The 22,025-nt window shown below is 63.0% G+C and carries 19 protein-coding genes and 1 tRNA gene; 10 read left to right on the top strand and 10 right to left on the bottom strand.

Annotated features, from left to right (window positions below; all coding sequences use genetic code 11):
- Positions 1-23: 23 nt before the first annotated feature.
- Both ACT6Q8_RS07980 and alr read left to right on the top strand, forming a co-directional pair.
- On the top strand, positions 24-1,529 hold the full coding sequence (locus tag ACT6Q8_RS07980; protein ID WP_054169620.1) for a replicative DNA helicase: 1,506 nt from the start codon (positions 24-26) through the stop codon (positions 1,527-1,529).
- Entirely contained in the window at positions 1,519-2,652 is a 1,134-nt protein-coding gene (alr, locus tag ACT6Q8_RS07975) for an alanine racemase (RefSeq protein WP_444733136.1), read from the top strand. Before ACT6Q8_RS07980 ends, alr begins: the two co-directional genes overlap by 11 nt.
- Here the strand turns inward: alr and ACT6Q8_RS07970 are convergent, their stop codons facing one another.
- From ACT6Q8_RS07970 to ACT6Q8_RS07945, 6 genes are all read right to left on the bottom strand, one after another.
- Positions 2,653-3,546 (bottom strand): hypothetical protein, encoded by an 894-nt coding sequence (locus tag ACT6Q8_RS07970; RefSeq protein WP_444739365.1) that lies wholly within the window; start codon positions 3,544-3,546, stop codon positions 2,653-2,655.
- A gap of 164 nt (positions 3,547-3,710) precedes the next feature.
- Positions 3,711-4,730: a ketol-acid reductoisomerase gene (gene ilvC, locus ACT6Q8_RS07965; RefSeq protein WP_054169623.1), complete on the bottom strand. Its 1,020-nt coding sequence runs from the start codon at positions 4,728-4,730 to the stop codon at positions 3,711-3,713.
- 84 nt (positions 4,731-4,814) lie between these two features.
- A complete protein-coding gene (gene ilvN, locus ACT6Q8_RS07960; protein WP_054169624.1) occupies positions 4,815-5,327 on the bottom strand; it encodes an acetolactate synthase small subunit in 513 nt (170 codons plus the stop codon).
- 57 nt (positions 5,328-5,384) lie between these two features.
- Positions 5,385-7,151, bottom strand: coding sequence for an acetolactate synthase 3 large subunit (locus tag ACT6Q8_RS07955; RefSeq protein WP_054169625.1), 1,767 nt, complete (start codon positions 7,149-7,151; stop codon positions 5,385-5,387).
- 100 nt (positions 7,152-7,251) lie between these two features.
- Positions 7,252-8,217 carry a tRNA (adenosine(37)-N6)-dimethylallyltransferase MiaA gene (gene miaA, locus ACT6Q8_RS07950; protein ID WP_444733134.1) on the bottom strand — a complete coding sequence of 322 codons (966 nt, stop codon included), beginning with the start codon at positions 8,215-8,217 and terminating at the stop codon, positions 7,252-7,254.
- A 64-nt stretch (positions 8,218-8,281) separates the two neighbouring features.
- A complete protein-coding gene (locus ACT6Q8_RS07945; protein ID WP_444733133.1) occupies positions 8,282-9,820 on the bottom strand; it encodes a class I SAM-dependent methyltransferase in 1,539 nt (512 codons plus the stop codon).
- Between the two features lie 336 nt (positions 9,821-10,156).
- Between ACT6Q8_RS07945 and serB the strand changes: the two genes are divergently transcribed.
- Together serB and ACT6Q8_RS07935 are read left to right on the top strand one after the other, a co-directional pair.
- Positions 10,157-11,056, top strand: a complete 900-nt coding sequence (gene serB, locus ACT6Q8_RS07940; protein ID WP_156344798.1) for a phosphoserine phosphatase SerB — start codon at positions 10,157-10,159, stop codon at positions 11,054-11,056.
- A 53-nt stretch (positions 11,057-11,109) separates the two neighbouring features.
- The gene (locus tag ACT6Q8_RS07935; RefSeq protein ID WP_054169629.1) at positions 11,110-11,745 is read left to right on the top strand and encodes a LysE family translocator; all 636 of its coding nucleotides are present in this window, start codon (positions 11,110-11,112) and stop codon (positions 11,743-11,745) included.
- Here ACT6Q8_RS07935 and ACT6Q8_RS07930 read toward each other — a convergent pair whose 3' ends face one another.
- Entirely contained in the window at positions 11,746-12,336 is a 591-nt protein-coding gene (locus tag ACT6Q8_RS07930; protein ID WP_444733132.1) for an FMN-binding negative transcriptional regulator, read from the bottom strand.
- Between the two features lie 138 nt (positions 12,337-12,474).
- Between ACT6Q8_RS07930 and chrA the strand changes: the two genes are divergently transcribed.
- Positions 12,475-13,737: a chromate efflux transporter gene (gene chrA / locus ACT6Q8_RS07925; RefSeq protein ID WP_444733131.1), complete on the top strand. Its 1,263-nt coding sequence runs from the start codon at positions 12,475-12,477 to the stop codon at positions 13,735-13,737.
- 48 nt (positions 13,738-13,785) lie between these two features.
- On the opposite strand, the gene ACT6Q8_RS07920 is transcribed toward chrA, so the two are convergent.
- Positions 13,786-14,307: an Lrp/AsnC family transcriptional regulator gene (locus tag ACT6Q8_RS07920; RefSeq protein WP_054169632.1), complete on the bottom strand. Its 522-nt coding sequence runs from the start codon at positions 14,305-14,307 to the stop codon at positions 13,786-13,788.
- A 153-nt stretch (positions 14,308-14,460) separates the two neighbouring features.
- Here ACT6Q8_RS07920 and ACT6Q8_RS07915 point away from each other — a divergent pair, with 153 nt between their 5' ends.
- Positions 14,461-15,393, top strand: coding sequence for a mitochondrial fission ELM1 family protein (locus tag ACT6Q8_RS07915; protein ID WP_054169633.1), 933 nt, complete (start codon positions 14,461-14,463; stop codon positions 15,391-15,393).
- Between the two features lie 70 nt (positions 15,394-15,463).
- Here the strand turns inward: ACT6Q8_RS07915 and ACT6Q8_RS07910 are convergent.
- Positions 15,464-15,538: transfer RNA gene (locus ACT6Q8_RS07910), tRNA-Val, on the bottom strand.
- A 197-nt stretch (positions 15,539-15,735) separates the two neighbouring features.
- Between ACT6Q8_RS07910 and ACT6Q8_RS07905 the strand changes: the two genes are divergently transcribed.
- From ACT6Q8_RS07905 to ACT6Q8_RS07890, 4 genes are all read left to right on the top strand, one after another.
- Positions 15,736-16,665, top strand: a complete 930-nt coding sequence (locus ACT6Q8_RS07905) for an N-formylglutamate amidohydrolase (protein ID WP_444733130.1) — start codon at positions 15,736-15,738, stop codon at positions 16,663-16,665.
- Positions 16,666-16,686: 21 nt separating this feature from the next.
- Positions 16,687-17,241: a GNAT family N-acetyltransferase gene (locus ACT6Q8_RS07900; RefSeq protein WP_054169634.1), complete on the top strand. Its 555-nt coding sequence runs from the start codon at positions 16,687-16,689 to the stop codon at positions 17,239-17,241.
- A gap of 108 nt (positions 17,242-17,349) precedes the next feature.
- A complete protein-coding gene (locus ACT6Q8_RS07895) occupies positions 17,350-18,363 on the top strand; it encodes an ABC transporter substrate-binding protein (RefSeq protein WP_054169635.1) in 1,014 nt (337 codons plus the stop codon).
- A gap of 4 nt (positions 18,364-18,367) precedes the next feature.
- Complete coding sequence (locus ACT6Q8_RS07890) at positions 18,368-20,659, top strand: ATP-binding protein (protein WP_444733129.1); 2,292 nt, start codon at positions 18,368-18,370, stop codon at positions 20,657-20,659.
- 6 nt (positions 20,660-20,665) lie between these two features.
- Here the strand turns inward: ACT6Q8_RS07890 and ACT6Q8_RS07885 are convergent, their stop codons facing one another.
- Entirely contained in the window at positions 20,666-21,994 is a 1,329-nt protein-coding gene (locus ACT6Q8_RS07885) for a hypothetical protein (RefSeq protein ID WP_444733128.1), read from the bottom strand.
- Positions 21,995-22,025 lie beyond the last annotated feature (31 nt).

Here is a 22,025-nt window from a genome sequence, read left to right as displayed (position 1 = left end):
CAGGCCGCTAGAATGCCGCCGCCATGGATACCAAGCTGATCGACCCGTCCGGCTTTGCCGGTGCCGCCCCCGTTGCCTACCGCACGCCGCCGCACAATGAGGAGGCGGAGCAGACGGTGCTGGGCGCCATCCTTGTGAACAACAAGGCCTTTGAAAAGGTTGGCGAATTCCTGCGGCCTGAGCATTTCTTCGACCCGGCCAACCAGAAAATCTATCAGGCCGTCCTGAAGATGATCGACCGGGGCCAGGTGGCGAACCCGATCACCCTGAAGGCCTATTTCGAACAGGACCGCGACCTGTCGGAAATTGGCGGGCCGGAATATCTGGCGCGCCTGGCTGCCGCCATCGTCACCGTCCATAATCTGGAGGATTACGGGCGGATTATCCACGACGCCTATCTGCGTCGGCAGTTGATCGAAGTCGGCGAGGATATGGTCAATCAGGCCTACAAGCACGATATCGACATCGTGGCCAACGACCAGATCGAGGATGCGGAAAAGAAGCTGTTCGAACTGGCGGCGACAGGCGACATCAAGGGCGATTTCATCCCCTTTGACCGGGCGCTGACCGCCGCCATTGCCAGTGCCGAGGCCGCCTTCCGCCGCTCCAGCCATGTCACGGGCGTCACCTCGGGCTTGCGCGATCTGGACGCCAAGCTGGGCGGGTTGCATCCCAGCGATCTGCTGATCCTGGCTGGACGCCCCTCCATGGGTAAGACGGCGTTGGCCACCAACATCGCCTTCAATGCAGCCAAGGCCTATATGCTGTCGGGCGGCAAGGAAGGGGCACCGGTCGGCTTCTTCTCCCTGGAAATGTCGGCAGAACAGCTGGCGCTGCGTATCCTGGCCGATCAGGCGGAAGTGTCGGGCGATAAGATCCGCCGTGGCGAGATCACGGCCACCGATTTCCCGAAATTCGTGGAGGCCAGCCAGTATCTGGCGCGCGTGCCCTTCTTCGTGGACGACACACCGGCCCTGACCATCACCGCCGTCCGCACCCGCGCCCGCCGGCTGAAGCGCACCCATGGGCTTGGCCTTTTGGTGGTCGATTATTTGCAGCTGCTGCGCGGCGGCGGGTCGAGCCGGGGCGAGCAGAACCGTGTGCAGGAAATCTCCGAGATCACGCGCGGCCTGAAGGCCATCGCCAAGGAACTGCACCTGCCCGTCATCGCCCTGTCGCAGTTGTCGCGTTCGGTGGAAAACCGCGAGGACAAACGCCCGCAGCTGTCGGACCTGCGTGAATCCGGCTCGATCGAGCAGGATTCCGACGTCGTGATGTTCGTGTTCCGTGAACAATATTATCTGGAACGTGCGGAGCCCGGCCGCCGCCCCGACGAGTCGGAAGACAAGTATAATGACCGTTACGCGCAGTGGCAGGACCGGCTGGCCCAGGTCCACAACACCGCCGACGTGATTATCGGCAAGCAGCGTCACGGTCCCGTTGGCACCGTGCGCCTGTATTTCGACGGCAATTACACCCGCTTCGGCGATCTCGACACGCAGCATGGCGGCGGATCGTATGACGAGTGATCTGACGGGGCTGTTGAACAGCCCCGAGGCGGCGCGTGTTGGCGCCGTGCTGGTCATTGATCTGGCCGCCCTGGTCGCCAATTGGCGTGCCATGGCGGCCCGGGCACCGGGGGCGGAATGCGCCGCCGTGGTCAAGGCCAATGGCTATGGTCTTGGTGACGTCGCCGTGGCATCGGCCCTTTGGCAAGCGGGCGCCCGCAGCTTCTTCGTGGCGGATATCGAAGCCGGGGTGCGGGTGAAGACCGCCCTGCCCCAGTCCCGCACCCTGGTCCTGCATGGTGTGCCGGCCGGGACGGAGTTGGAACTGTCGGCGCGCGGTCTGGTGCCGGTGCTCAGCAGCCTGTGCGAGATTGAACGCTGGGGCGCCCATGCCCGCAAGCTGGGGCGCAAACTGCCCGCCTTTATTCATATCGACACCGGAATGAACCGGTTGGGCCTGCCCCCCACTGAATTGGATCGGTTATGCAATGATCCAACTGGACTGCTGGATGGCATCGATTTGCAGGCCTGGATGAGCCATCTGGCCTGCGCCGATGATCCGTCCAATCCCTTCACGGCGGAACAGTTGCGGCGGGTGCGGGCGGCGCTGGCCCGGTTGCCCAAGGCGCCGGTCAGCCTGTCGAACTCTGCCGGTATCTTCCACGGGCCCGACTATCATTTCGATTTGGTGCGACCCGGTATCGGGCTTTACGGCCCCAACCCCGCCCCTTGGGCGCCCAATCCGATGCGGCCCGTCATCCGGCTGCTGGCCCGTATCCTGCAAATTCGCGATGTTACCCCGCCCGACACGGTCGGATATGACGCGACACACCGCGTGGCGGCACCGGGTAAGGTGGCCGCCCTGGGCATGGGGTATGCCGATGGCTATCCCTGGTCGCTGGCCGGCAAGGGTGTTGCCATGGTTGCAGGCCATGCCGCCCCCCTGATCGGGCGGGTGTCGATGGACCTGCTGACTGCCGATGTCACGGGGGTACCCGACGGGCTGTTGCAGGTCGGCGGCTGGGCCGAGATCATCGGTCCGCACCGCGATGTCGATCAGGTCGCCAAAGAGGCCGGCACCATCGGGTATGAGGTGCTGACGCGATTGGGATCTCGGTACCACCGGCTTTACATCAACGGCTGATCACGCTGTGATCGACACGAACGATTCCGTTGTCTGGATCGCGATGGTCAGTGTCTCGGTATAGGTGCTGGTGTAGGTGACATCCATCATGGTCCCGGCGCTGGTGCTGGCGGCGTCCGCCGCCCCGCCGGGGTCGATGGTTTCCAGGGTGCCGTTCAGCCGTTCCAGGGTTTCTCCTGCCGCCGCCAGATCATCGCGCGACGCTTTCAGGCTTTCCTCGAACTTCTGCTTCTCCTCCTCGCTCATCCACAGGGTGTTGCCCTTGTTGGCTTCTGCCTGGGTCAGCAGGGTGCGGGCGCGACCCGCAAAATCACGGACTTCCTGTACATAGGCGCGGGCATAGGAGACGGGAACACCACCGGCGGTCATGCCGGGCTGCGGCTCCACCGGCTTGGCCGGATCGGGTTCGCCGCGCGCGATGGCGGCAGCGCGTTCAGCGGGATCGACATTGCGTCCCTCCACCAAGCTCTTAGCCTCTTCGGCCAGCTTGCGGGTCATGCCGGTGGCTTCGCGCGCAATCTGTGCCAGCTTGCGGGCATCGCCGCGCGCAGCGGCCTGACGCGCCTCCTGCTCCAGCTCGCCCATGCGGCGCTTGGACTGGGTCAATTTCTCATTGGCGGCCTTGCGGTCAATCTCCGACCGGGCCTGATCCATGTATTTGCCCAGTTCCTCGACGCGCGCAGCGCTTTTGGCGGCTTCCTCGAACCCGCCACCGGTGACGCCGATTTCCATCAGGCGCTTATAGATATCTTGCTGCGACCGGCCCTGATATTGCGGGTCGCTGGTCTTTTTGAATCTTTCCTCGACCGCCTTATCGACATGGCGGTCGATAGCCGTCTTCATCGCCATGGAATTCGTGGCGCTGAAGAGCGGACTCGCGTTTAGCGAGATCATGGGCTCCCCCAAAGGCGATCATTTTGATCCACCCAAAGGGTAAGACACTCGCGTGATAGGAGCAAGTCCGTAAAATTGTATCTTTAGTGATAGTCGCCAAAACGGAAACCGCCCGGCGGATTGCTCCACCGGGCGGCATCAGCATAACTAAGCTTCTGAAAAACTTAGTTCTTGGACTTGTCCACCAACTTGTTGGCGGAGATCCAGGGCATCATGGCGCGCAGCTTTGCGCCCACTTCCTCGATCGGATGCTCGGCCTCGATGCGGCGGGTGGCCTTGAAGGACGGGGTGCCAGCCTTGTTTTCCAGCATCCAGTCGCGCACGAAGCGGCCCGACTGAATGTCGGTCAGAACGCGCTTCATCTCGGCCTTGGTCTCGTCCGTCACGATGCGCGGACCGGTGACATAGTCACCATATTCGGCCGTGTTGGAGATGGAGTAGCGCATGTTGGCGATGCCGCCTTCGTAGATCAGGTCCACGATCAGCTTCACTTCGTGCAGGCACTCGAAATAAGCCATTTCCGGGGCATAGCCAGCCTCGGTCAGGGTCTCGAAACCAGCCTGGATCAGCTTGGTCAGGCCGCCGCACAGGACAGCCTGCTCACCGAACAGGTCGGTTTCGCACTCTTCCTTGAAGGTGGTTTCGATGATGCCCGAACGGCCACCACCAACAGCGGAGGCATAGGACAGGGCGACATCGAAGGCATTGCCGGACGCGTTCTGGTGAACGGCGACCAAGCAGGGAACGCCGCCGCCCTTCTTATATTCACCGCGCACGGTGTGGCCAGGACCCTTCGGGGCGATCATGAACACGTCCGTGTCGGGACGCGGCTCGATCAGGCGGAAATGCACGTTCAGGCCGTGGGCGAACGCGATGGCGGAACCCTGCTTCAGGTTCGGGCCGATCTCGTTGTTGTACAGCTCGGCCTGATGCTCGTCCGGCGTCAGGATCATGATCACGTCGGCGGTGGCCGCAGCCTCCGCCGGGGTGACGCACTTAAAGCCGGCGGCTTCGGCCTTGGCGCGGGTCGGCGAATTAGCCTTCAGCGCGATGATCACGTCGGTTACGCCGCTGTCGCGCAGATTCTGGGCGTGGGCATGGCCCTGGCTACCATAGCCGACGATGGCCACCTTCTTGCCCTTGATCAGGTTGACGTCGGCGTCGCGATCGTAATAGACGCGCATGGGAATGTTCCTTCGTTCTGCTCTGCTGTGGTCAGGTCCGGCCCCCGGTGCGGGAGCCGGCATTGGGGTAAACTCGAACTGATCTTACAGGGTCGAAGTGCCGCGCGACAGGGCGGCAGCGCCTGTCCGGCTGATATCGACCTCGCCCAGTTGCTGCATCAGGTCGATGAAGCGGTTCAGGTCCTCGGCTGTGCCGGTGATTTCGAACACGAAACTGTTGATGGTGGCGTCCACGACGCGGGCCTTGAACACATCACCGATGCGCAAGGACTCCACCCGCTTCTCGCCATTGGCCACGACCTTGACCAGGGCCATCTCCCGCTCGATAAACGGGCCTTCCAGGGTCAGGTCCTTGACCTTGTGGACAGGGACCAGACGGTCCAACTGCACCTTAATCTGTTCGATGATCATGGGCGTGCCGGAGGTGACGACGGTGATGCGGGACAGGCTGTCACCGGCATCGATCTCCGCCACGGTCAGGCTTTCGATATTATAGCCACGGCCAGAGAACAGGCCGATAACGCGCGCCAGCACGCCCGGCTCGTTATCGACGAGCACGGAAATGGTGTGGCGACGGATGCTGGTATCTTGGGTCACGGGGCGAGGCTCCGGGAAATCTGGTCTTTATCGGGCGAAAGGGATGGGACGGCTGGCTTACACCAGCACCATCCCCTCCTCCGGCGTGGCTTCGGAAACCTTATCCGCCGGACCCAGCAGCATTTCATTATGTGCCTTGCCACCGGGGATCATGGGGAAGCAGTTTTCCTTCTGGTCCACGCACATATCGACGATGACGGCGCGCGGGGTGGCGATCATCTCGGCGATAACGTCGTCCACTTCCGACACTTTGGTGGCGCGCAGGCCCACGCCGCCGAAGGCGTCCGCCAGCTTCACGAAGTCGGGCAGCGCCTCCGAATAGCTTTCGGAATAGCGTGAACCGTGCAGCAGTTCCTGCCACTGACGGACCATGCCCATCCACTGATTGTTCAGGATGAAGACCTTGACCGGCAGACGGTACTGCAGGGCCGTCGACATTTCCTGGATGTTCATCTGGATCGACGCTTCACCGGCGACATCGATACAGAGCGCGCCAGGATTGGCGATCTGCGCACCGATGGCGGCGGGCAGGCCATAGCCCATGGTGCCGAGGCCACCCGAGGTCAGCCAACGGTTCGGCTTGTTGAAGGGCAGGAACTGTGCGGCCCACATCTGATGCTGGCCCACCTCGGTGGAGATGAACACATCGTCGCGGCCCTGGATGGCGGCGCGCAGACGCTCCAGCGCGTATTGCGGCTTGATGACCTTGTCGGTCTTCTCGTACTTCAGGCAGTCCTTGGACCGCCAGACGGCGATCTGGTCCCACCAGGACTTCAAGGCGGCCTGATCGGCGCGCTTGTTGCGGGCCTTCCAGATGCGGATCATGTCTTCCAAGACATAGGCCGCGTCGCCGACGATGGGCAGATCAACGCGAACATTCTTGTTGATGTTCGACGGGTCGATATCGATGTGGATCTTCTTGGAATTCGGGCTGAATTCGCTGACCTTGCCCGTCACACGGTCATCGAACCGGGCGCCGACGCAGACCATCAGGTCGCAGCCATGCATGGCCAGATTGGCCTCGTAGGTCCCGTGCATGCCCAGCATGCCCAGCCACTGCTGATCATGGGCCGGATAGGCGCCCAGGCCCATCAGGGTGGTGGTGCAGGGATAGCCGGTCATGCGCACCAGCTGCGTCAGCAACTGGCTGGCCACCGGGCCGGCATTGATGACGCCGCCGCCGACATAGAAGATGGGACGCTTGGCATTGGCCAGCATCTCCACCGCCTCCTCAACCTTGTTCAGGTCGGGCTTCACCTGCGGGCGATAGCTCTTGGGCTGGCTTTCGCCCGGCGTGCGATAGACGCCGTCGGCGAACTGCACATCCTTGGGGATGTCGATGACGACGGGGCCGGGACGGCCATTCTTGGCCACATAGAACGCTTCATGCAGCGTGCGGGCCAGATTGTTGACGTCCTTGACCAGATAATTGTGCTTGGTCGCGGGCCGGGTGATGCCGGTCGTGTCGCATTCCTGGAACGCGTCATTACCGATCAGGTGCGTCGGCACCTGCCCCGTCAGGCAGACGATCGGAATGCTGTCCATCAGCGCATCGACCAGGCCAGTGACGGCATTGGTGGCGCCGGGGCCGGAGGTGACCAGAACGACACCGACCTTGCCGGACGAACGGGCATAGCCCTCTGCGGCATGGACGGCGGCCTGTTCGTGGCGGACCAGGATGTGCTTGATCTGGTTCTGCTTGAACAGCGCGTCATAGATGGGTAGTACCGCCCCACCCGGATAGCCGAAGATCGTATCTACACCTTGGTCCCGAAGGGCCTTGATGACGATTTCCGCACCGGAGAGGATGGTTCCCGAAGACATGGCAGACGCTTTCAAACAGTTCCAACAGGGTTGAAAAACGCCGCATCTCGCATGGGCGAAAGGCGACGTGGCGGCACCCTAGACGGAACCGGAAAGATGGTCAACCGGTTTTGGCAATGATCTTAGTCATGCCTGTCATGATACGGTCATAAAATTTCGCGAACGCCACCTCGGATGCAAGTTCCGTCGAATCCAACCGCACTGCGGCAGGCATCTGGTTACGAAACCATGTCAATTGCCGCTTGGCATAATTGCGGGTCAACTGCTGTGCCCTGGCAATCGCCGTTTCCCGGTCCAGCGTGCCGGACAGGATGGCGGCGATTTCGGGCACGCCCAGCGCCTTGCATGCCGGCAGGGCCGGGTCGAGGCCCTGGGCCATCAGGGCCGCCACTTCTTCCTCCGCCCCCTGTTCCAGCATGGTCAGAAAGCGCTTGTCGCATTGCGCATAAAGGCGCGGGCGCGGCGGCTCCACGACCAGGGTGGTGAAGGACAGGTGTGTGGGCACATCGGTGGGCGGAGCCGCCTGCCAGTCGCTGATCGACCGGCCCGTGGTCTGGATCACCTCCCAGGCGCGGATCAGGCGCTGACTGTCGGTCGGGTGAAGACGGGCGGCGGTGGCGGGATCGATTTCCGCCAGACGGGCATGCAGGGCGGGGCTGCCGATCTCCGCCTGCAAATCCATCGCGGCCTGACGGATGTCCGCCGGGATGTCGGGAATGTCGGACAGGCCCTGCATCAGGGATCGCAGATAGAGCCCGGTGCCGCCAACCACGATGGGCAGACGCCCCTGCCCGTGCGCCCGGTCAATCTCCGCCAGCGCCAGTTCGCGCCAACGCGCCGCGCTCATCCGCACCGAGGCGGGCACGATACCATATAGTATATGTGGGGCTTCCGCCTCATCCGCCTCTGATGGGCGGGCCGTGACGATCGCCAAGTCAGCATAGACCTGCATGCTGTCCGCATTGATCACCACCCCGCCGGCCCGCTTTGCAAGGGCGAGAGCCAAACCGGACTTTCCCGAGGCGGTGGGGCCGCCAATGACGAGGACTGGGCGCGGTTCGGCCATGAGGACGGGAAATGAATTCATTGGTTGGTGTTAACCCCCGCCCCGGGATTTCGCAAGCAGGCCTTCAGCGTGGCATCGTGCTGACGCCCAACCCTGTAAGCCGCTGCAACTCACCAGCTCGGAACTGCTCCACACGCCGGGCCAATTCATCGCGGTTTTCCGCTTCAGTAAGCAAAGACCGGCTCTCATGCACCAGGCGCTGCCCATTGTCACACAGCCGGGTCCACGCCAAATCCACGGGATCGATTCCACGTTCCAGAGCGCCGAGGATAGTGACATTCAGCCAATCAGTGAGAATACCGCTGCCGAGCAGCGGCGAGGCCCAATAGAGATTACATCCCATAACCGGCTCGTTAAACAGCGCCTCGTTAAGGGCTGACGCCCGAACCCGGCGGACATCGTAACCCTCATCCGGCAGGCAAAGCGAAGCCTGTTCAGTGGCAACGAGGACAACAAGCATGTGCATCAGGCTGGTCGCGCCAAATTTGCTGCAATTTGTATCCTCAATCAGGTCCAAGAGCCTAGTCGGGCCCTTGGCCATGCGCTGTAGTACAGGCCCGTAAAGCTCCAAGGGCAGCTGCGCTTTCCCGTTCAATGTATCCAGGTTGGAGATGAAAGAGTCCGGAGTGATGGTAAGCGCAAAGCGATAGTTGGACAAAATCTGTGCCCGGCGCGCGACGCTGAGTTTTCGAGGACCACGCACAAAAATGTCGCGCCGAAATCCCTGGCTAACCATAATGTCGCGCAGGCTTTCTTTACGATTTGGGTCCTTGATCTTGTTCAACAATGCCAGTTGTTCATTGGATAGATTAACCTGGTCAACATGGTCCCTTAGATATGCCGATGCCGCAAAGCTGAGCTTGACGCTCCAGAGTTCCTCGGCCATGTCGGCGAAGTAGGACGGGTGCCATTCCTGCCCAAGAAATTCATGGACGATATAGCCTAGGGCCTTCTGGTCCATGGCCTTGATCTGACCTACCGCCCCAGGGACATGCTTGAAATAATGCGCATTGGTTTCAATCAATTCCCTTGCAAGCGCCAACGCCTGGCTGACCTGCTCCTGCCGCCCTCCCGCTGATGCCTCTGCATGCTCTTGAATGAGTTTTCGCAATGGCGCCAATGGCAGCCAACCAACAGAACAGTTATATGAAATATAAACAATTCCACCGGAACGCAGCTTTCTCTTAATGAAGTTTAATATAAAATTTCTATTCTCAAACGAAACCCAACTGTGAATTCCATGGAGACTTATAATATCATATTCAGGCAAGTCCGATTCGTCCAGGAATTCCTGAAAACTACGCTCATGAAAACGAATATTATGCAATCCGGCGGACTCAGCTGCTGCTCTCGCCGCAACGATCTGGCTAGGATTGAAATCAACAGCATCAAAAGTAATGTGCGGATAGGCCATAGCCATGATGTTGGCCGTCACCCCATACCCGCACCCAAGTTCGCAGTAGCGCAGGGGCTGGTTGGCATCGGGTGCTTCGAAGCCTTTGAGGGTCATGCAGAATTGCAATGAATGGGGCAAAAGCTCCCCATAGAAATTATTCGTGTAGTTAATGTCGGCAATATAGCCGTCAGTCCAATTCTCCGGCATCACGCGTCACCCAACTTATGAGTTTGAAGCGGTACCATGGTAAGCGCAAGATTGTCCAGACGCAGTCCAGCTACGGAGGGCTGGACTTGCAACAGGGTATTCGAAATCTCTATTTCGTTCTCCGGGGTATATTCAATATGTTGCTGGCGGGGTGATATGTATGTATCGCGGTCGAACCGGGGCGTGATCCTGCCCGTTGCTGCGTACAGTTTCCTTCCCTTCGTGGCGACTTGATATTTCTGGATGGCTTCCCCCACAGACGATTGATTGCCAGCGGTTCCATAGGGGGCGATAAGGGCGGCAATCGACCACCCAATCTGGACGGGATATAAGATGCTGCGCCAAGTCTTGACCCTGATCGCCGATCCGGCTGCCTTCACGCTGGATGATGCCGTCGCCAAGCTGGCCCGTGCCGCCCTGGCCGATCTGGGGGCGCAGACGGCGCCGGCGGACTGGCTGGTGCCGGGGATCGCCTGCGATATCGGCTTTGACGGGCTGAATGACGATCAGGCGCAGGCCGCCGTGGCCAAGGCGCTGGCCGGCAAGCCGGTGGACATCGTAGCGCAGGGCGTGGAAGGCCGGCGCAAGTCGGTTCTGGTGGCCGATATGGAATCGACCATCATCCAGCAGGAGATGCTGGACGAACTGGGTGATCTGGTGGGGGCCCGCGACCGCATTGCCGCCATCACCCACCGCGCCATGAATGGCGAGATCGACTTCAAGGGCGCGCTGCGGGAGCGGGTGGCGCTGCTGGCGGGACTGGATGCCGGCGTGCTGACCCAGATGATCGGGCGCATCACCTATATGCCGGGGGCATCCACCCTGATCGCCACCTTGAAGAAGCATGGCGTCTATTGCGCCCTGGTGTCGGGCGGGTTCAAGACCTTCACGGCCCATGTGCGCGGAGAGCTGGGCTTTGACGAGGATCAGGCCAATGACCTGATTGTGGAGGGGGGCAAGCTGGCCGGGACGGTGTTCGAGCCGATCCTGGACAAGGATGCCAAGCATCAGGCCCTGATCCGCATCACGTCCGCCCACCGCGTGCCGGTGGCGGCCAGCATCACCGTGGGTGACGGGGCCAACGATTTGCCCATGCTGATGGCTGCCGGGATGGGTGTCGCCTATCACGCCAAGCCCAGCGTGGCGGCCCAGGCCCGCGCCCGCATCGACCATGGCGACCTGACGGCCCTTCTCTATATTCAGGGATACAGGGCTGAAGAAATCGTGGTGGCGTGAGGGCGCCACCACCGGCAGCATGGGCCTATCCACGGTGATGGAGTGCCCTGCCCATGCCTGCCTTCCCCATCGAAACATTGTTGCTGTTCATGGCCGCGGCCCTGGCGCTGAACCTGACGCCGGGACCCGACATGCTGTTCTGCCTGGGCAGTGGGGCACATCGCGGGCCAAAGGCCGGGGTGGCGGCGTCGCTGGGCGTGGCCTGCGGGGCCATGGTGCATACGGCGGCGGCGGCCTTCGGGCTGGCGGGGCTGCTGATGGCGTCGCCCCTGCTGTTTGAAATCGTGCGCTGGACGGGGGCGGCCTATCTGGTCTGGCTGGCCTGGAACACCTTCCGCGCGACACCGCCGGTGGCCGATAGCACGAAGGTGACGCAGAAGGATATCAGCCGTATCTTCCTGCGCGGTGCCGTCACCAACATGCTGAACCCCAAGGTGGCCATCTTCTTCCTGGCCTTCCTGCCGCAATTCATCGATCCCGCGCGCGGCAGCGTCGTGGTGCAAGCCCTGATCCTTGGCACGCTAATGAACATCTCCGGTACCATCGTGAATGCCGCCGTGGGCGCCGGTGCCGGTGGCCTGGGCCGGCATCTGGCCCGCAACCCGGTGGCAGCCAAGGTGCTGAACTACCTGTCCGGTACCGTGTTCCTGGGCCTTGCCGTCCGTCTGGGTTTCATGAGCAGGGTATAATCACGGGATGGCCAGGACGCCCGCCATCCCGGCGCGGATGGCGGCACGGTCCTGCTCATCCTTGTTCTGGGACAGCTTGGCCTTGGCTTCCAACCGGTCCACATGCAGCACGATGCCGACGATGCCACGCAGCATGGCGGCGATGTAATCATCGGGCGCGTCACCAACCTGCCATGCCCGTTCCCGCCCCGCCTCATGCCGATTGGTCAGACGGGTGACGATATCCAGCAGACCAGCCGCATCCTCCACCACCTCCAGCCGCCCATGGGCCTGAACGCTGACATAGTTCCAGGTGGGAACGACCTTGCCCGTCTTCTGCTTTTCCGCATACCAGGCGGGGGTGACATAGCCGTCCCCACCTTGGAAAATGGCCAGCGACGGCACAGCGGGGGCAAACCGCTTCCAATGCGGGTTGGCGCGGGCGACATGGCCGATCAGGCGGACGCCATCACCGGAACGGTCCAGCAGCAGGGGCAGCGGGGTGGACAGCAATCCACCCTCCCCCAGGCTGACCAGCGTGGCGAAAGACAGGGTTTCGATGAGGGCGAGGGCGTCGCTCTCTTCCATCTTGAAATGCGTGGGCGTGTACATCGGGCATATCCAGGGTTCTGCCCCTTCTTACTGACGCAAGTGCAGTGCCTGCGCATTCATTGTCTTGTCATAAGGACAAGGTTGCATCCGCGCCGTCGCGCCCGCAGCATTCGCCAGCGTGAATGAAGGGAGATCAGGATGCCCGGTTTCGGGGAGGCGTTGCGGTTCTGGTTGTGGCTCGGCTGTGTCAGTTTCGGTGGGCCGGCGGGGCAGATCGCCCTGATGCAGCAGGAACTGGTGGATAAGCGGCGCTGGATCGACAGTACGCGGTTCCTGCACGGGCTGAACTTTGCCATGCTGCTGCCGGGGCCGGAGGCACAGCAGCTGGCCACCTATGTCGGCTGGCGCTTGCATGGGGTGTGGGGCGGGCTGGTGGCTGGCGGCCTGTTCGTGCTGCCGGGGGCGCTGGTGCTGCTGGCCCTGTCCTGGCTAGCCGCGGAACATGGGGATCTGGCCTGGGTGGCGGCCCTGTTCGACGGGGTCAAACCGGTGGTCATCGCCATCATCGCGGCATCCGTCTGGCGCCTTGGCCGGCGGACATTGAAGGGACCGGCACCGCTGCTGCTGGCGTTCGCTGCCTTTCTGGGGCTGTATCTGGGCCATGTGCCGTTTCCGGTGGTGATCGCGGCGGCGGCGCTGGTCGGCTATCTGTCGGCAAAGGCCGGGCGGCCGCTTTTCGCACCAGCGGGCCATGGGGTGGGCAATGATTTCGTCCCCGATGATCAGCCAGTAGATCGGAGTGCGAAGCGTCTTCTACGTATGGCTGTCCTTTTCGCCCTGCTGCTGCTGGTGCCGGTGGTCGGCACGGTACTGCTGCTGGGGCGCAACCCCTGGGCCGATATCGCCGACCTGTTCACGACGGCGGCCTTCGTCACCTTTGGCGGTGCCTATGCGGTGTTGCCCTTCATCGCCGAGCGCGCGGTGGAGAATTACCAGTGGCTGACGCCCGCTGACATGGTGAATGGGCTGGCGCTGGCCGAAAGCACGCCGGGGCCGCTGATCCTGGTCACGCAATATGTCGGCTTCTTCGCGGGCTGGAACCATCCGGGCAGCCTGTCGCCGCTGGCGGCGGGGATCACGGGGGCCGCACTCACCACCTATGTCACCTTCCTGCCCTGCTTCTTCTTCATCTTCGCCGGCGCCCCCTATGTGGAGGCGTTGATCCATAACCGGGCCGCAGCGGGGGCCCTGGCCGCCATCACCGCGGCGGTGGTCGGCGTGATCTTGAACCTGGGTGTGGTTCTGGGCGAGGCGGTGCTGCTGCCCCGCGGGTCTGTCGATTGGGTTGCCGTGGTGGTCGCTGCTATCGCCCTGGCCGCCATGCTGCGCCTCAAGCTGGCGGTGCATTGGCTGGTGCTGGCCGGGGCGGGGTTCGGGCTGCTACGGATGGCGCTGGGGTGAGGAGCAATGAAAAAGGCGCCCTGCGGGGCGCCCTTTCCGTGAAGACCGTTAGTCTTCGGTGTCCTCGTCGTCCTCGTCCTTCGACTCCGGACCGACATCCACATCAATCGGCACGCCGGGGGCGTATTTGGACTGGCGGATGGCCAGGGCCGATTTCACGTGGCTGACATTGGGTGCCGCCGTCAGCTTGGTGGTCAGGAAGCGCTGATAGCTGTCCCAGTCGACGGCGACAACCTTCAGCAGGAAGTCAGTCTCACCGGCCAGCATGTTGCATTCCCGAACCTCCGGCCAGGAATTGACCAGCGATTCGAAACGCTTCAGATCGCTTTCCGCCTGGGACGACAGGCCGACCTGTGCGAAAACCGTGACATGGAAGCCCATGGATTCCGGATTGATGTCGGCATGGTAGCCCCGGATATAGCCCGCCTCTTCCAGCGCGCGCACGCGCCGCAGGCAGGGGGGAGCCGAAATACCGGCACGCCGGGCCAATTCAACATTGGTCATCCGGCCGTCCGCCTGCAGGTCGCGCAGGATGCGCCGATCAATTCGGTCGAGTTTGACCCGCCGCATGGTGATTTTTTAACTCCAGGAGTTCTTGATTTGAGCAAGGATATTACACGGGACGGCCCAACCTGCAAGGGCGACCCGATTTGCGACACAAAATTTCCTGGGGACAAGTCTTCGCATACGTATGCAGACAACAAAATCCCTACTTGCTGGGTCGTGTCTGATGGGCGGGCAGGAATCGAGAACCCCTGTCTGGGGCTGGCGGAGGCGCTGGGCCTGTCACCGATCGTGAAACGCGTGAAACTGCGCAGCCCCTGGCGGCAAACGACACCCTATCTGCCCTTACCCGGTATCCGCCTGGCGTTGGACCCATCATCCGACCGGCTGGACCCACCCTGGCCCGATCTGCTGATCAGTTCGGGGCGGCAGGCGGTGGCCCTGTCGATGGCGGTGGCGCGACGGTCACCCCGGACGGTGCGCGTGCATATCCAGAATCCGGGCGTGCCGTTTAGCCGCTTCGATCTGGTGTCCCTGCCCCGCCATGATGGCAAAAGCGGCGCCAATCTTGTGGAAAGCGTGGGGGCCATCCACCGCGTGACAGCGGAAAAGCTGTCAGCGGCAGCCCTGGAATGGGGGCATCTGGCCGATGGCCGGGGCCGCCCCCTGGTCAGTGTGATGATCGGCGGTTCCAACCGCTTCTGCCAATTGACGCCACAGACGATGACGGGCGTGGCGGAGCAGCTGGCCACCCTGGTTCGGGACCAGGGCGTAGGCATGCTGATCACCACATCGCGACGCACAGGCGCGGAGAATGAAGCGATTCTGAAGCAGGCGCTGTCGGGCCTGCCGGTATTCCTGTGGGATGGAACAGGCCCCAACCCTTATTTCGGGATGCTGGCCCTGGCCGATGCGTTGATCGTCACCTCTGACAGTGTGGCGATGGTGTCGGAGGCAGCCAGCACGGGCAAGCCCGTGCATGTCATCGACCTGCCCGGCAACGCACCGAAATTCACCCGATTCCATGACGCAATACGGGCGGAGGGAATCACCCGTCCTTTCCAGGGACGTCTGGAAAGCTGGACCTATCAGCCGCTGGACGATACCGCCCGGCTGGCCGCACGCGTGCGGGATCTGATGGCATCGCGATGAGGTGTATGTGGGCCAGAAAAGCCAAAGGGCCGGCCCCTGGTGGGTGCCGGCCCTTTCGGTTTGGAACGGATGGTGGGCGCGACAGGGATTGAACCTGTGACCCCTACCATGTCAAGGTAGTGCTCTCCCGCTGAGCTACGCGCCCATCCGTCCTTGCCCCTCTGCCCTGTCGTCGTTGGCTTCGTTTCCGTCGCCGTCGTCGGCAGCGCCGTCGGGGTGGGCGTGCTTATAACCACCTGATCCGGGCATTGCAACACCCTCTTTTCAGAAAATTGTCGTTTTTTTTCGAAGGCGGCCTGTTCGGGTGGCGGGGCATCTCACAATTCGATACATCTTTCAGCCATGAGCAGCACCAACACATCCCTGGGCAGCATGAAGCCGACCAGCCGTCCCCTGGACGCGGGATACGGGGGCAATGTGTTCCGCGTGCTGCGTCCGGCGCAGGTGCAGCACCCCATCGTCCTGGCCTCCCCCCATAGCGGGCGCGACTATCCGGAAAGCTTCGTGGCGCATTCACGGCTGGACGGAATGGCACTGCGCCGGTCGGAGGATTGCTTCGTCGACGAGATTTTCACCCCCGCCGTTGATCTGGGCGTGCCACTGCTGCTGGCTTTGTTCCCACGCGCCTATCTGGACCCCAATCGGGAACCGTTCGAATTCGACCCGACCATGTTCGAAGGCGCCCTGCCCTCCTATGTCAACAGCCGCAGCCCGCGTGTGGCGGCGGGGCTGGGCACCATCCCGCGCGTGGTGGCCAGCGGGGAGGAGATTTATGCCAGGCGCCTGCGATTCGCCGAGGCCGTGGATCGGGTCGACCGTTGCTATTATCCTTATCATGCCGCCCTGCGCGGCCTGATTGACCAGACGCGCGCGGCTTTTGGCTATTGCATCCTGGTGGACTGCCATTCCATGCCCTCCATCGGCCTGCCGCCGGAGGCCGCGGCCAGCGGGTCGCTGGACATGGTGCTGGGCGATTGCTTCGGCAGCGCCTGCCACGCTGCCGTGACGGGAGCGGCGGAAGATGCACTGACGGACCTTGGCTATATTGTGGGCCGTAACGCACCCTATGCCGGTGGATACACTACCCGCCATTATGGCCGGCCCGGTGATGGAGTGCATGCGCTGCAGATTGAACTGAACCGCTCCCTCTATATGGATGAGGTCGCCTTGGCACGCCGTTCCTATCTTCCCACCCTCGCGGCCCATATGTGCCAGTTGGTGACCCGTCTGGCGGCGGTTCCCGCCGACAAGCTGCGGCCCAAGGCGCGTTAGCCTGAACGGGACGAAATAGAGATGCACATCCGCACCGCAACGGCTGCCGACGCCGCCGCCATCGCCGCCATCTATGCCCCGCATGTCAGCGAGGGCACGGCCAGCTATGAGAGCGTTCCGCCGGATACCGGCGAAATGGCCATGCGTATGGCCGCCATTCAGGCCCAGGGTTTCCCCTATCTGGTGGCGGAACGGTTCGGGCAGGTGCTGGGCTATGCCTATGGCAGTCCGTTCCGGTCCCGCCCCGGCTATCGCTTCACGGTGGAGAATTCCATCTATGTGGCGCCGGAAGCGCAGGGGGCTGGTGTCGGGCGTGCCCTGCTCAAGGCATTGATCGATCAATGTACCCGCGCCGGATATCGCCGCATGGTGGCCGTGATCGGCGATGGCAGCAATGAAGGCTCCGTCGGGCTACATCGTGCGCTTGGCTTTGAACTGGCCGGGTCCATTCCCGGTCTGGGCGTCAAACATGGGCGCTGGCTGGACTGGGTCATGATGGTCCGACCGCTGGGTGATCCGCAAGCCCCGCCCCCCGGCCCGGATGAACATCCTGGCCTGCCACCGGCTCTATTATAAACCGGGTTTCCGTTCCGGATTTCCATTCTGACCAAAAGGATAGGTTGGCGATGGCGGTCACGCGGCCCCATGCCTGATAGGTTGTTCTCGGGGGCGAGGACCGGCGCGATGGCGCCGGGCACGAAGGGGAACCTGTCCGGCATGGGTAAGGAACGTACGTGGATACGTTGGGTTCTGGCGGCGCTCGCCGTATTGCTGACCGCCGGCCTGTGGTTCCAATTCCGGACCCCTGTGCCGCAGCAGCATCTGAGCGTCGCGGAAAGCCGGCAGATGATGTCGGCCCTGATCTTCGTGGCCCAGGCCGAAGGTTATTTCGCCGATGAGGGGCTGACGGTGCAGATGGTTCCCGCCGCCAATGGCAAGGTGGCGATGGAAACGCTGCTGGACGGCAAGGCGGACCTGGCCCTGTCGTCCGACGTGCCGGCCTCCAACGCCATGATCGCCAGTCGGCCCATCCGCATCATCTCTACGGTCCAGACCTCGGACCGCGATGTGGTGGTGGCCTCGCCCATGGGCAGCGGGCTGACCCGACCGGAGGCACTGGCCGGCAAGCGCATCGGATATTCGCCCGACACCAACTCCCAGTATTTTCTGGATCTCTTGCTGCTGCAGGCCGGGGTGCGCGATCAGGTGACGCTGGTTCCGTTTGAAAGCGGAGAGATCATGGCGGCCATGGCGCGCGGAGAGATCGATGCCGCCTCCGTCTGGACCACGGTCCGCGTCGCCGCCGCCCGCTTGTTTCCACAAGGTATGGAGATCCTGACGGCGCCGGGTCTTTATACCGGTAGCTGGGTATTGTCGGCACGCGGAGATGTAGTGGACGCAAAGCATGATGCGCTTGTGCGTTTCGTGCGCGCCTTGCTGGCTGCGGAATGGTCGATCCTGCGCGACCGGGAGAAGGCCATCCCCGTAGTCGCCGCCGCCACCGGCATTGACGAATCCCTGGTCCGGCGACATTGGGAAAACTATGGTTTCACCCTGAGACTGGATCAGGCATTACTGCTGTCCATCGAAGGCCATGTCCGCCGCGCTGGCGGCAATCCGGGACCGGAAATGCTGGGATATCTGCAAAGCGACATTCTGCGGGCTGTGGATCCCACGCGGGTCACGGTTCTGGACTGAGCAAATGAGCATCCGGCGGCGGATCACCACGACCCTGGTCTTCGCAGCGCTGGCCGTCAGCGTTTCCACAGCGTCGGCCATCTGGTCCTGGAAATGGATGGGCATCTACACGGCACGGGTGACCGAGGCCCAGACCGTGGTGCGCAGCGTGTTCGAATTGAGCCTGCTGGTCCATGATTTCGGTGACAAGGGCAGCGAGCGCGCCCTGTTCCAATGGCAGCGCCAGCATGAACGACTGACCAGTGAACTGGCACGCATGCTGGGCGAACTGACCGATCCGGCCGATCAGGCATTGCTGCGCCGCCTGTCCGCCGACAATGCCCTGATGCTCGACGGGATGACCCGGCTGGCTCAGGCACGTCTCAACCCCGACGCGGCCCGTATCGCGCAGGATACGCTCCAGTTGCGATACAATGTGATGGCGTCGGACGCGGACCGTTTGGCGGCGCAGGCCAATGAACGGGTCTATGCGCGTGGCCGCCTGCTGCTGGTGTTGCAGGTGCTGCCGCTGCTGCTGCTGGCCATGACTGTCGCCGCCGCGATGGCGGCCAGCCAGCGCGTGATCCGGGGCCTGAACCGCATCGCGGACGGTATGGCCACCATTGGCCAGGGCCGGTTCGATCACCGCCTGGATGTGGCGGGCAAGGACGAGTTTGCGGTGCTGTCATCGGGCGTCAACCACATGGCCGAACAGCTTCAGACCCTTTACGCCGATATTGCGGGCAAGGTGGAGGCGTTGTCCGTCGCCAAGGTGCAGGCCGAGGCGGCGGAGCGTGCCAAAAGTGCCTTCCTGGCCAATATGAGCCATGAGATCCGCACGCCCCTTAACGCCATCATCGGCTTTGCCGATCTGCTGCGTGATGAACAGGCGCCGGTGGCGGAGCGCGAGAAATGGCTGTCCTTGCAGATGGAGGCCTCACGCGCCCTGGTCGCCATCGTTGACGATATCCTGGATCTGTCAAAGATCGAGGCGGGCCGGCTTGAGCTGGAGATGGGGTCGCTGGACCCTGCGGCATTGGCCGAAAGCTGTGTCGCCCTGCTGACGCCGCGCGCCGCCGACAAGGGCCTGGTGATACGGACGGAGATTTCCGACGATCTGCCGCAATGGGTGCTGGGTGACGCGGCGCGGCTGCGGCAGGTGCTGCTGAACCTTCTGTCCAATGCCGTGAAATTCACCGCGAACGGCCAGGTCGTCATGTCGGTGACGCGGACCGGTGTGCAGATGCGGTTCACGGTGACCGATACCGGGATGGGTATTCCAGCCGACCGCCGGCAGCATCTGTTCATGCCCTTCACACAGCTGGACGCGTCGGTTACCCGCCGGTTCGGCGGAACCGGCCTCGGCCTTGCCATCACCCGGCGTCTGGTGGAAGCGATGCAGGGCCAGATCACGGTGGAAAGCCAGCCCGGCGCCGGCAGCCGGTTCGAGGTCACCCTGCCCCTGGCCATCGCCATGCCCCCACCGCCGGAGCCGGGCCCGGCCGCCGCCCTGGCGGCCCTGCCCTCCTACCGGCCCTTGTCGATCCTGCTGGTCGAAGATGTCTTCGCCAACCAGATGCTGGTCCGCACCATTCTGGAGAAGGCGGGACACAAGGTCACGGTGGTGGAGAACGGGGCGGAGGCGGTGCGAAGCGTGGCGCAGGCGGATAACGTCTACGATCTGGTCCTGATGGATGTGCAGATGCCGATCATGGACGGGATGGAGGCAACGCGGCGCATCCGGCAGGCGGGCCACACCTTACCCATCCTGGCCCTGACCGCCAATGTCCTGCGGGAAGAGCGGGAGGCTTGCCTGGACGCCGGGATGAACGGCCATATCGCCAAGCCCGTCACCCCGCAGGCCCTCAATCAGGCCATCGCCGACATTGCGGGCTTCCGCCTGACGGAGATGGAGCCGGCACCTGTACCACCCACCCCCGCGACGCAGGAGGATACAGAGCCGGCGTTGGATCGGTCGATCCTGGATAATCTACTGCTGGTCGTGGGTGACGATATCGGGGTGCAGCTGCTGAACGATGCGCTGACATCCTTCCGGGCGCGGGTGGACACGATCATGGCGGCAGGTGACGACCTGCACCGGATTGAACGGGAAGCCCATTCCCTGGTTTCGGCGGCGGGCAATCTGGGTTTCATGCCGCTGTCACGGCATTGCCGGGCCCTGATGATCGCTGCTGATGCCGGCGAAAGGGCGGAAGTCGCGCGCCTGACCGCCCCCCTGCCCGGCCTGTGCGACGCGGTAATTGTGCAGGGAAAGCGGGTGGTGGAACAGTTGGCAGCCGGTCAGACCGACGCCTGACCCCCACTATCGCCGGAAATCGGCCAGCGACCGCCGGGCCGCATGTTCCGGTACCTCGACCCAATCGCCGATCAGGTCGCCGGACAGGAAATTGATCCCCGCATCCTCACAGAGCCGTTCCATGGCCAGACTGTCGACGCCTTCAACCGAGGTGGACAGCCGGTTCTTGGCGGCCACCGCACCAAAGCGCAGCAATTCGGCGCGGGCCCGTTCCGCCGACAGACCCGGCGGCAGAAGCACGGATGCCACCCGCGCGCCGGCAGCCACAAGGGTGGGGAGATCGTTGCTGAACGGGTCCACCACTACCATGGTGGTGCGGCCATAGGGACGCAGCGTTCCCACCATCTCCGCCAGACGCCCCGTGGGCACACCCGGCGGCACGCCATAAAGATGGTAGGTCATGAAGGCGCGCATATGGGCCGGGATGGCCTGCAAAGTCGCTACCATTTCCCGCCGCCGGCCCAGCACGGCCAGACTTTCGAAATGCACCGGGACCGACAGGAAAAAGCGGAAGCGGTTCTCATACAGTTCCAGTGCGGTTTCAACCGCGTCGCGGATCAGATGCAGATCCATGGCCAGGATCTGCTGCGGATCTTCCGGGTCCTCCAGGCAATCATAGGCCCAGAGCGGGCTGCGGCCTGGCCGGGTGCGGCAGGTGCGGGCGATGAAGACGGAGACGACCTGCCGCTGCACGTCCCAGACAGGGCGATAGCGGACCTCCAGCGGCCCCGGCTTCTCCACCATACCGGGACGATCCCCAACGTTGCGGTCGAAGGCGGCATTGCCGATCATGTCGGCCTTCGCCAGACTTGCCGCCGCATCATCCAGCATCTCCTTGAGGCTGGCCGGTACCAGCATGACATCAGACCCGATCTCATGCACGGCGGTGCGAACCGTGATGGAGGCGGTATCCGCCTCCCCCAGCAGCAGAACCTGCAGCTCCTCTACCACCTTGGCGCAAATCAGACGGGCCTGTTCGGGTCCCAGCTTTGCGAACACTACGACATAGGCTTCTGCTCCATGGCGAAACCAAGTGTCCTGGGGCGCCAGATACTGGTCCAGCAGGCGGGAGGTAAGGAGGTGCACCCGGTCAGCCACCGGTTCCCAGCGGCCACCCAGCCGGTCGCGCAGGCTTTCCAGCCCCATCAGATGGATGCTGCCCGCCTGCGTCGGATCACGCCGGGCAAATATCCGGCGCAGGGCGGCGGCGGCATTGTCATCTGCCAGCGGCGGCGCGTCGCCATCCTTTTGTTTACAAGAGGAAACCGCGTGAACGGGCCTGTCGGTGCGGGATGTGGCGCGCGTTGCGCCTTCGCCGCGAATAGAATCCCACATCCTCCCAACCAGCCTGAGCATGGGAAGCCGC

It is taken from the genome of Niveispirillum sp. (assembly GCF_052437035.1).
Lineage (GTDB): Bacteria > Pseudomonadota > Alphaproteobacteria > Azospirillales > Azospirillaceae > Niveispirillum.
Note: the sequence above shows the minus strand (reverse complement) of the source record. Positions and strands in the feature narration are given on the sequence as shown.

Excerpts from the sequence above, each read along its gene's own strand:
- ACT6Q8_RS07980 (WP_054169620.1), top strand. The coding sequence starts at position 24 with ATGGATACCAAGCTGATCGACCCGTCCGGCTTTGCCGGTGCCGCCCCC.
- alr (WP_444733136.1), top strand. The coding sequence starts at position 1,519 with ATGACGAGTGATCTGACGGGGCTGTTGAACAGCCCCGAGGCGGCGCGT.
- ACT6Q8_RS07970 (WP_444739365.1), bottom strand. The coding sequence starts at position 3,546 with ATGATCTCGCTAAACGCGAGTCCGCTCTTCAGCGCCACGAATTCCATG.
- ilvC (WP_054169623.1), bottom strand. The coding sequence starts at position 4,730 with ATGCGCGTCTATTACGATCGCGACGCCGACGTCAACCTGATCAAGGGC.
- ACT6Q8_RS07955 (WP_054169625.1), bottom strand. The coding sequence starts at position 7,151 with ATGTCTTCGGGAACCATCCTCTCCGGTGCGGAAATCGTCATCAAGGCC.
- miaA (WP_444733134.1), bottom strand. The coding sequence starts at position 8,217 with ATGGCCGAACCGCGCCCAGTCCTCGTCATTGGCGGCCCCACCGCCTCG.
- ACT6Q8_RS07945 (WP_444733133.1), bottom strand. The coding sequence starts at position 9,820 with ATGCCGGAGAATTGGACTGACGGCTATATTGCCGACATTAACTACACG.
- ACT6Q8_RS07935 (WP_054169629.1), top strand. The coding sequence starts at position 11,110 with ATGCCTGCCTTCCCCATCGAAACATTGTTGCTGTTCATGGCCGCGGCC.
- ACT6Q8_RS07930 (WP_444733132.1), bottom strand. The coding sequence starts at position 12,336 with ATGTACACGCCCACGCATTTCAAGATGGAAGAGAGCGACGCCCTCGCC.
- chrA (WP_444733131.1), top strand. The coding sequence starts at position 12,475 with ATGCCCGGTTTCGGGGAGGCGTTGCGGTTCTGGTTGTGGCTCGGCTGT.
- ACT6Q8_RS07920 (WP_054169632.1), bottom strand. The coding sequence starts at position 14,307 with ATGCGGCGGGTCAAACTCGACCGAATTGATCGGCGCATCCTGCGCGAC.
- ACT6Q8_RS07905 (WP_444733130.1), top strand. The coding sequence starts at position 15,736 with ATGAGCAGCACCAACACATCCCTGGGCAGCATGAAGCCGACCAGCCGT.
- ACT6Q8_RS07900 (WP_054169634.1), top strand. The coding sequence starts at position 16,687 with ATGCACATCCGCACCGCAACGGCTGCCGACGCCGCCGCCATCGCCGCC.
- ACT6Q8_RS07895 (WP_054169635.1), top strand. The coding sequence starts at position 17,350 with ATGGCGCCGGGCACGAAGGGGAACCTGTCCGGCATGGGTAAGGAACGT.
- ACT6Q8_RS07890 (WP_444733129.1), top strand. The coding sequence starts at position 18,368 with ATGAGCATCCGGCGGCGGATCACCACGACCCTGGTCTTCGCAGCGCTG.
- ACT6Q8_RS07885 (WP_444733128.1), bottom strand. The coding sequence starts at position 21,994 with ATGTGGGATTCTATTCGCGGCGAAGGCGCAACGCGCGCCACATCCCGC.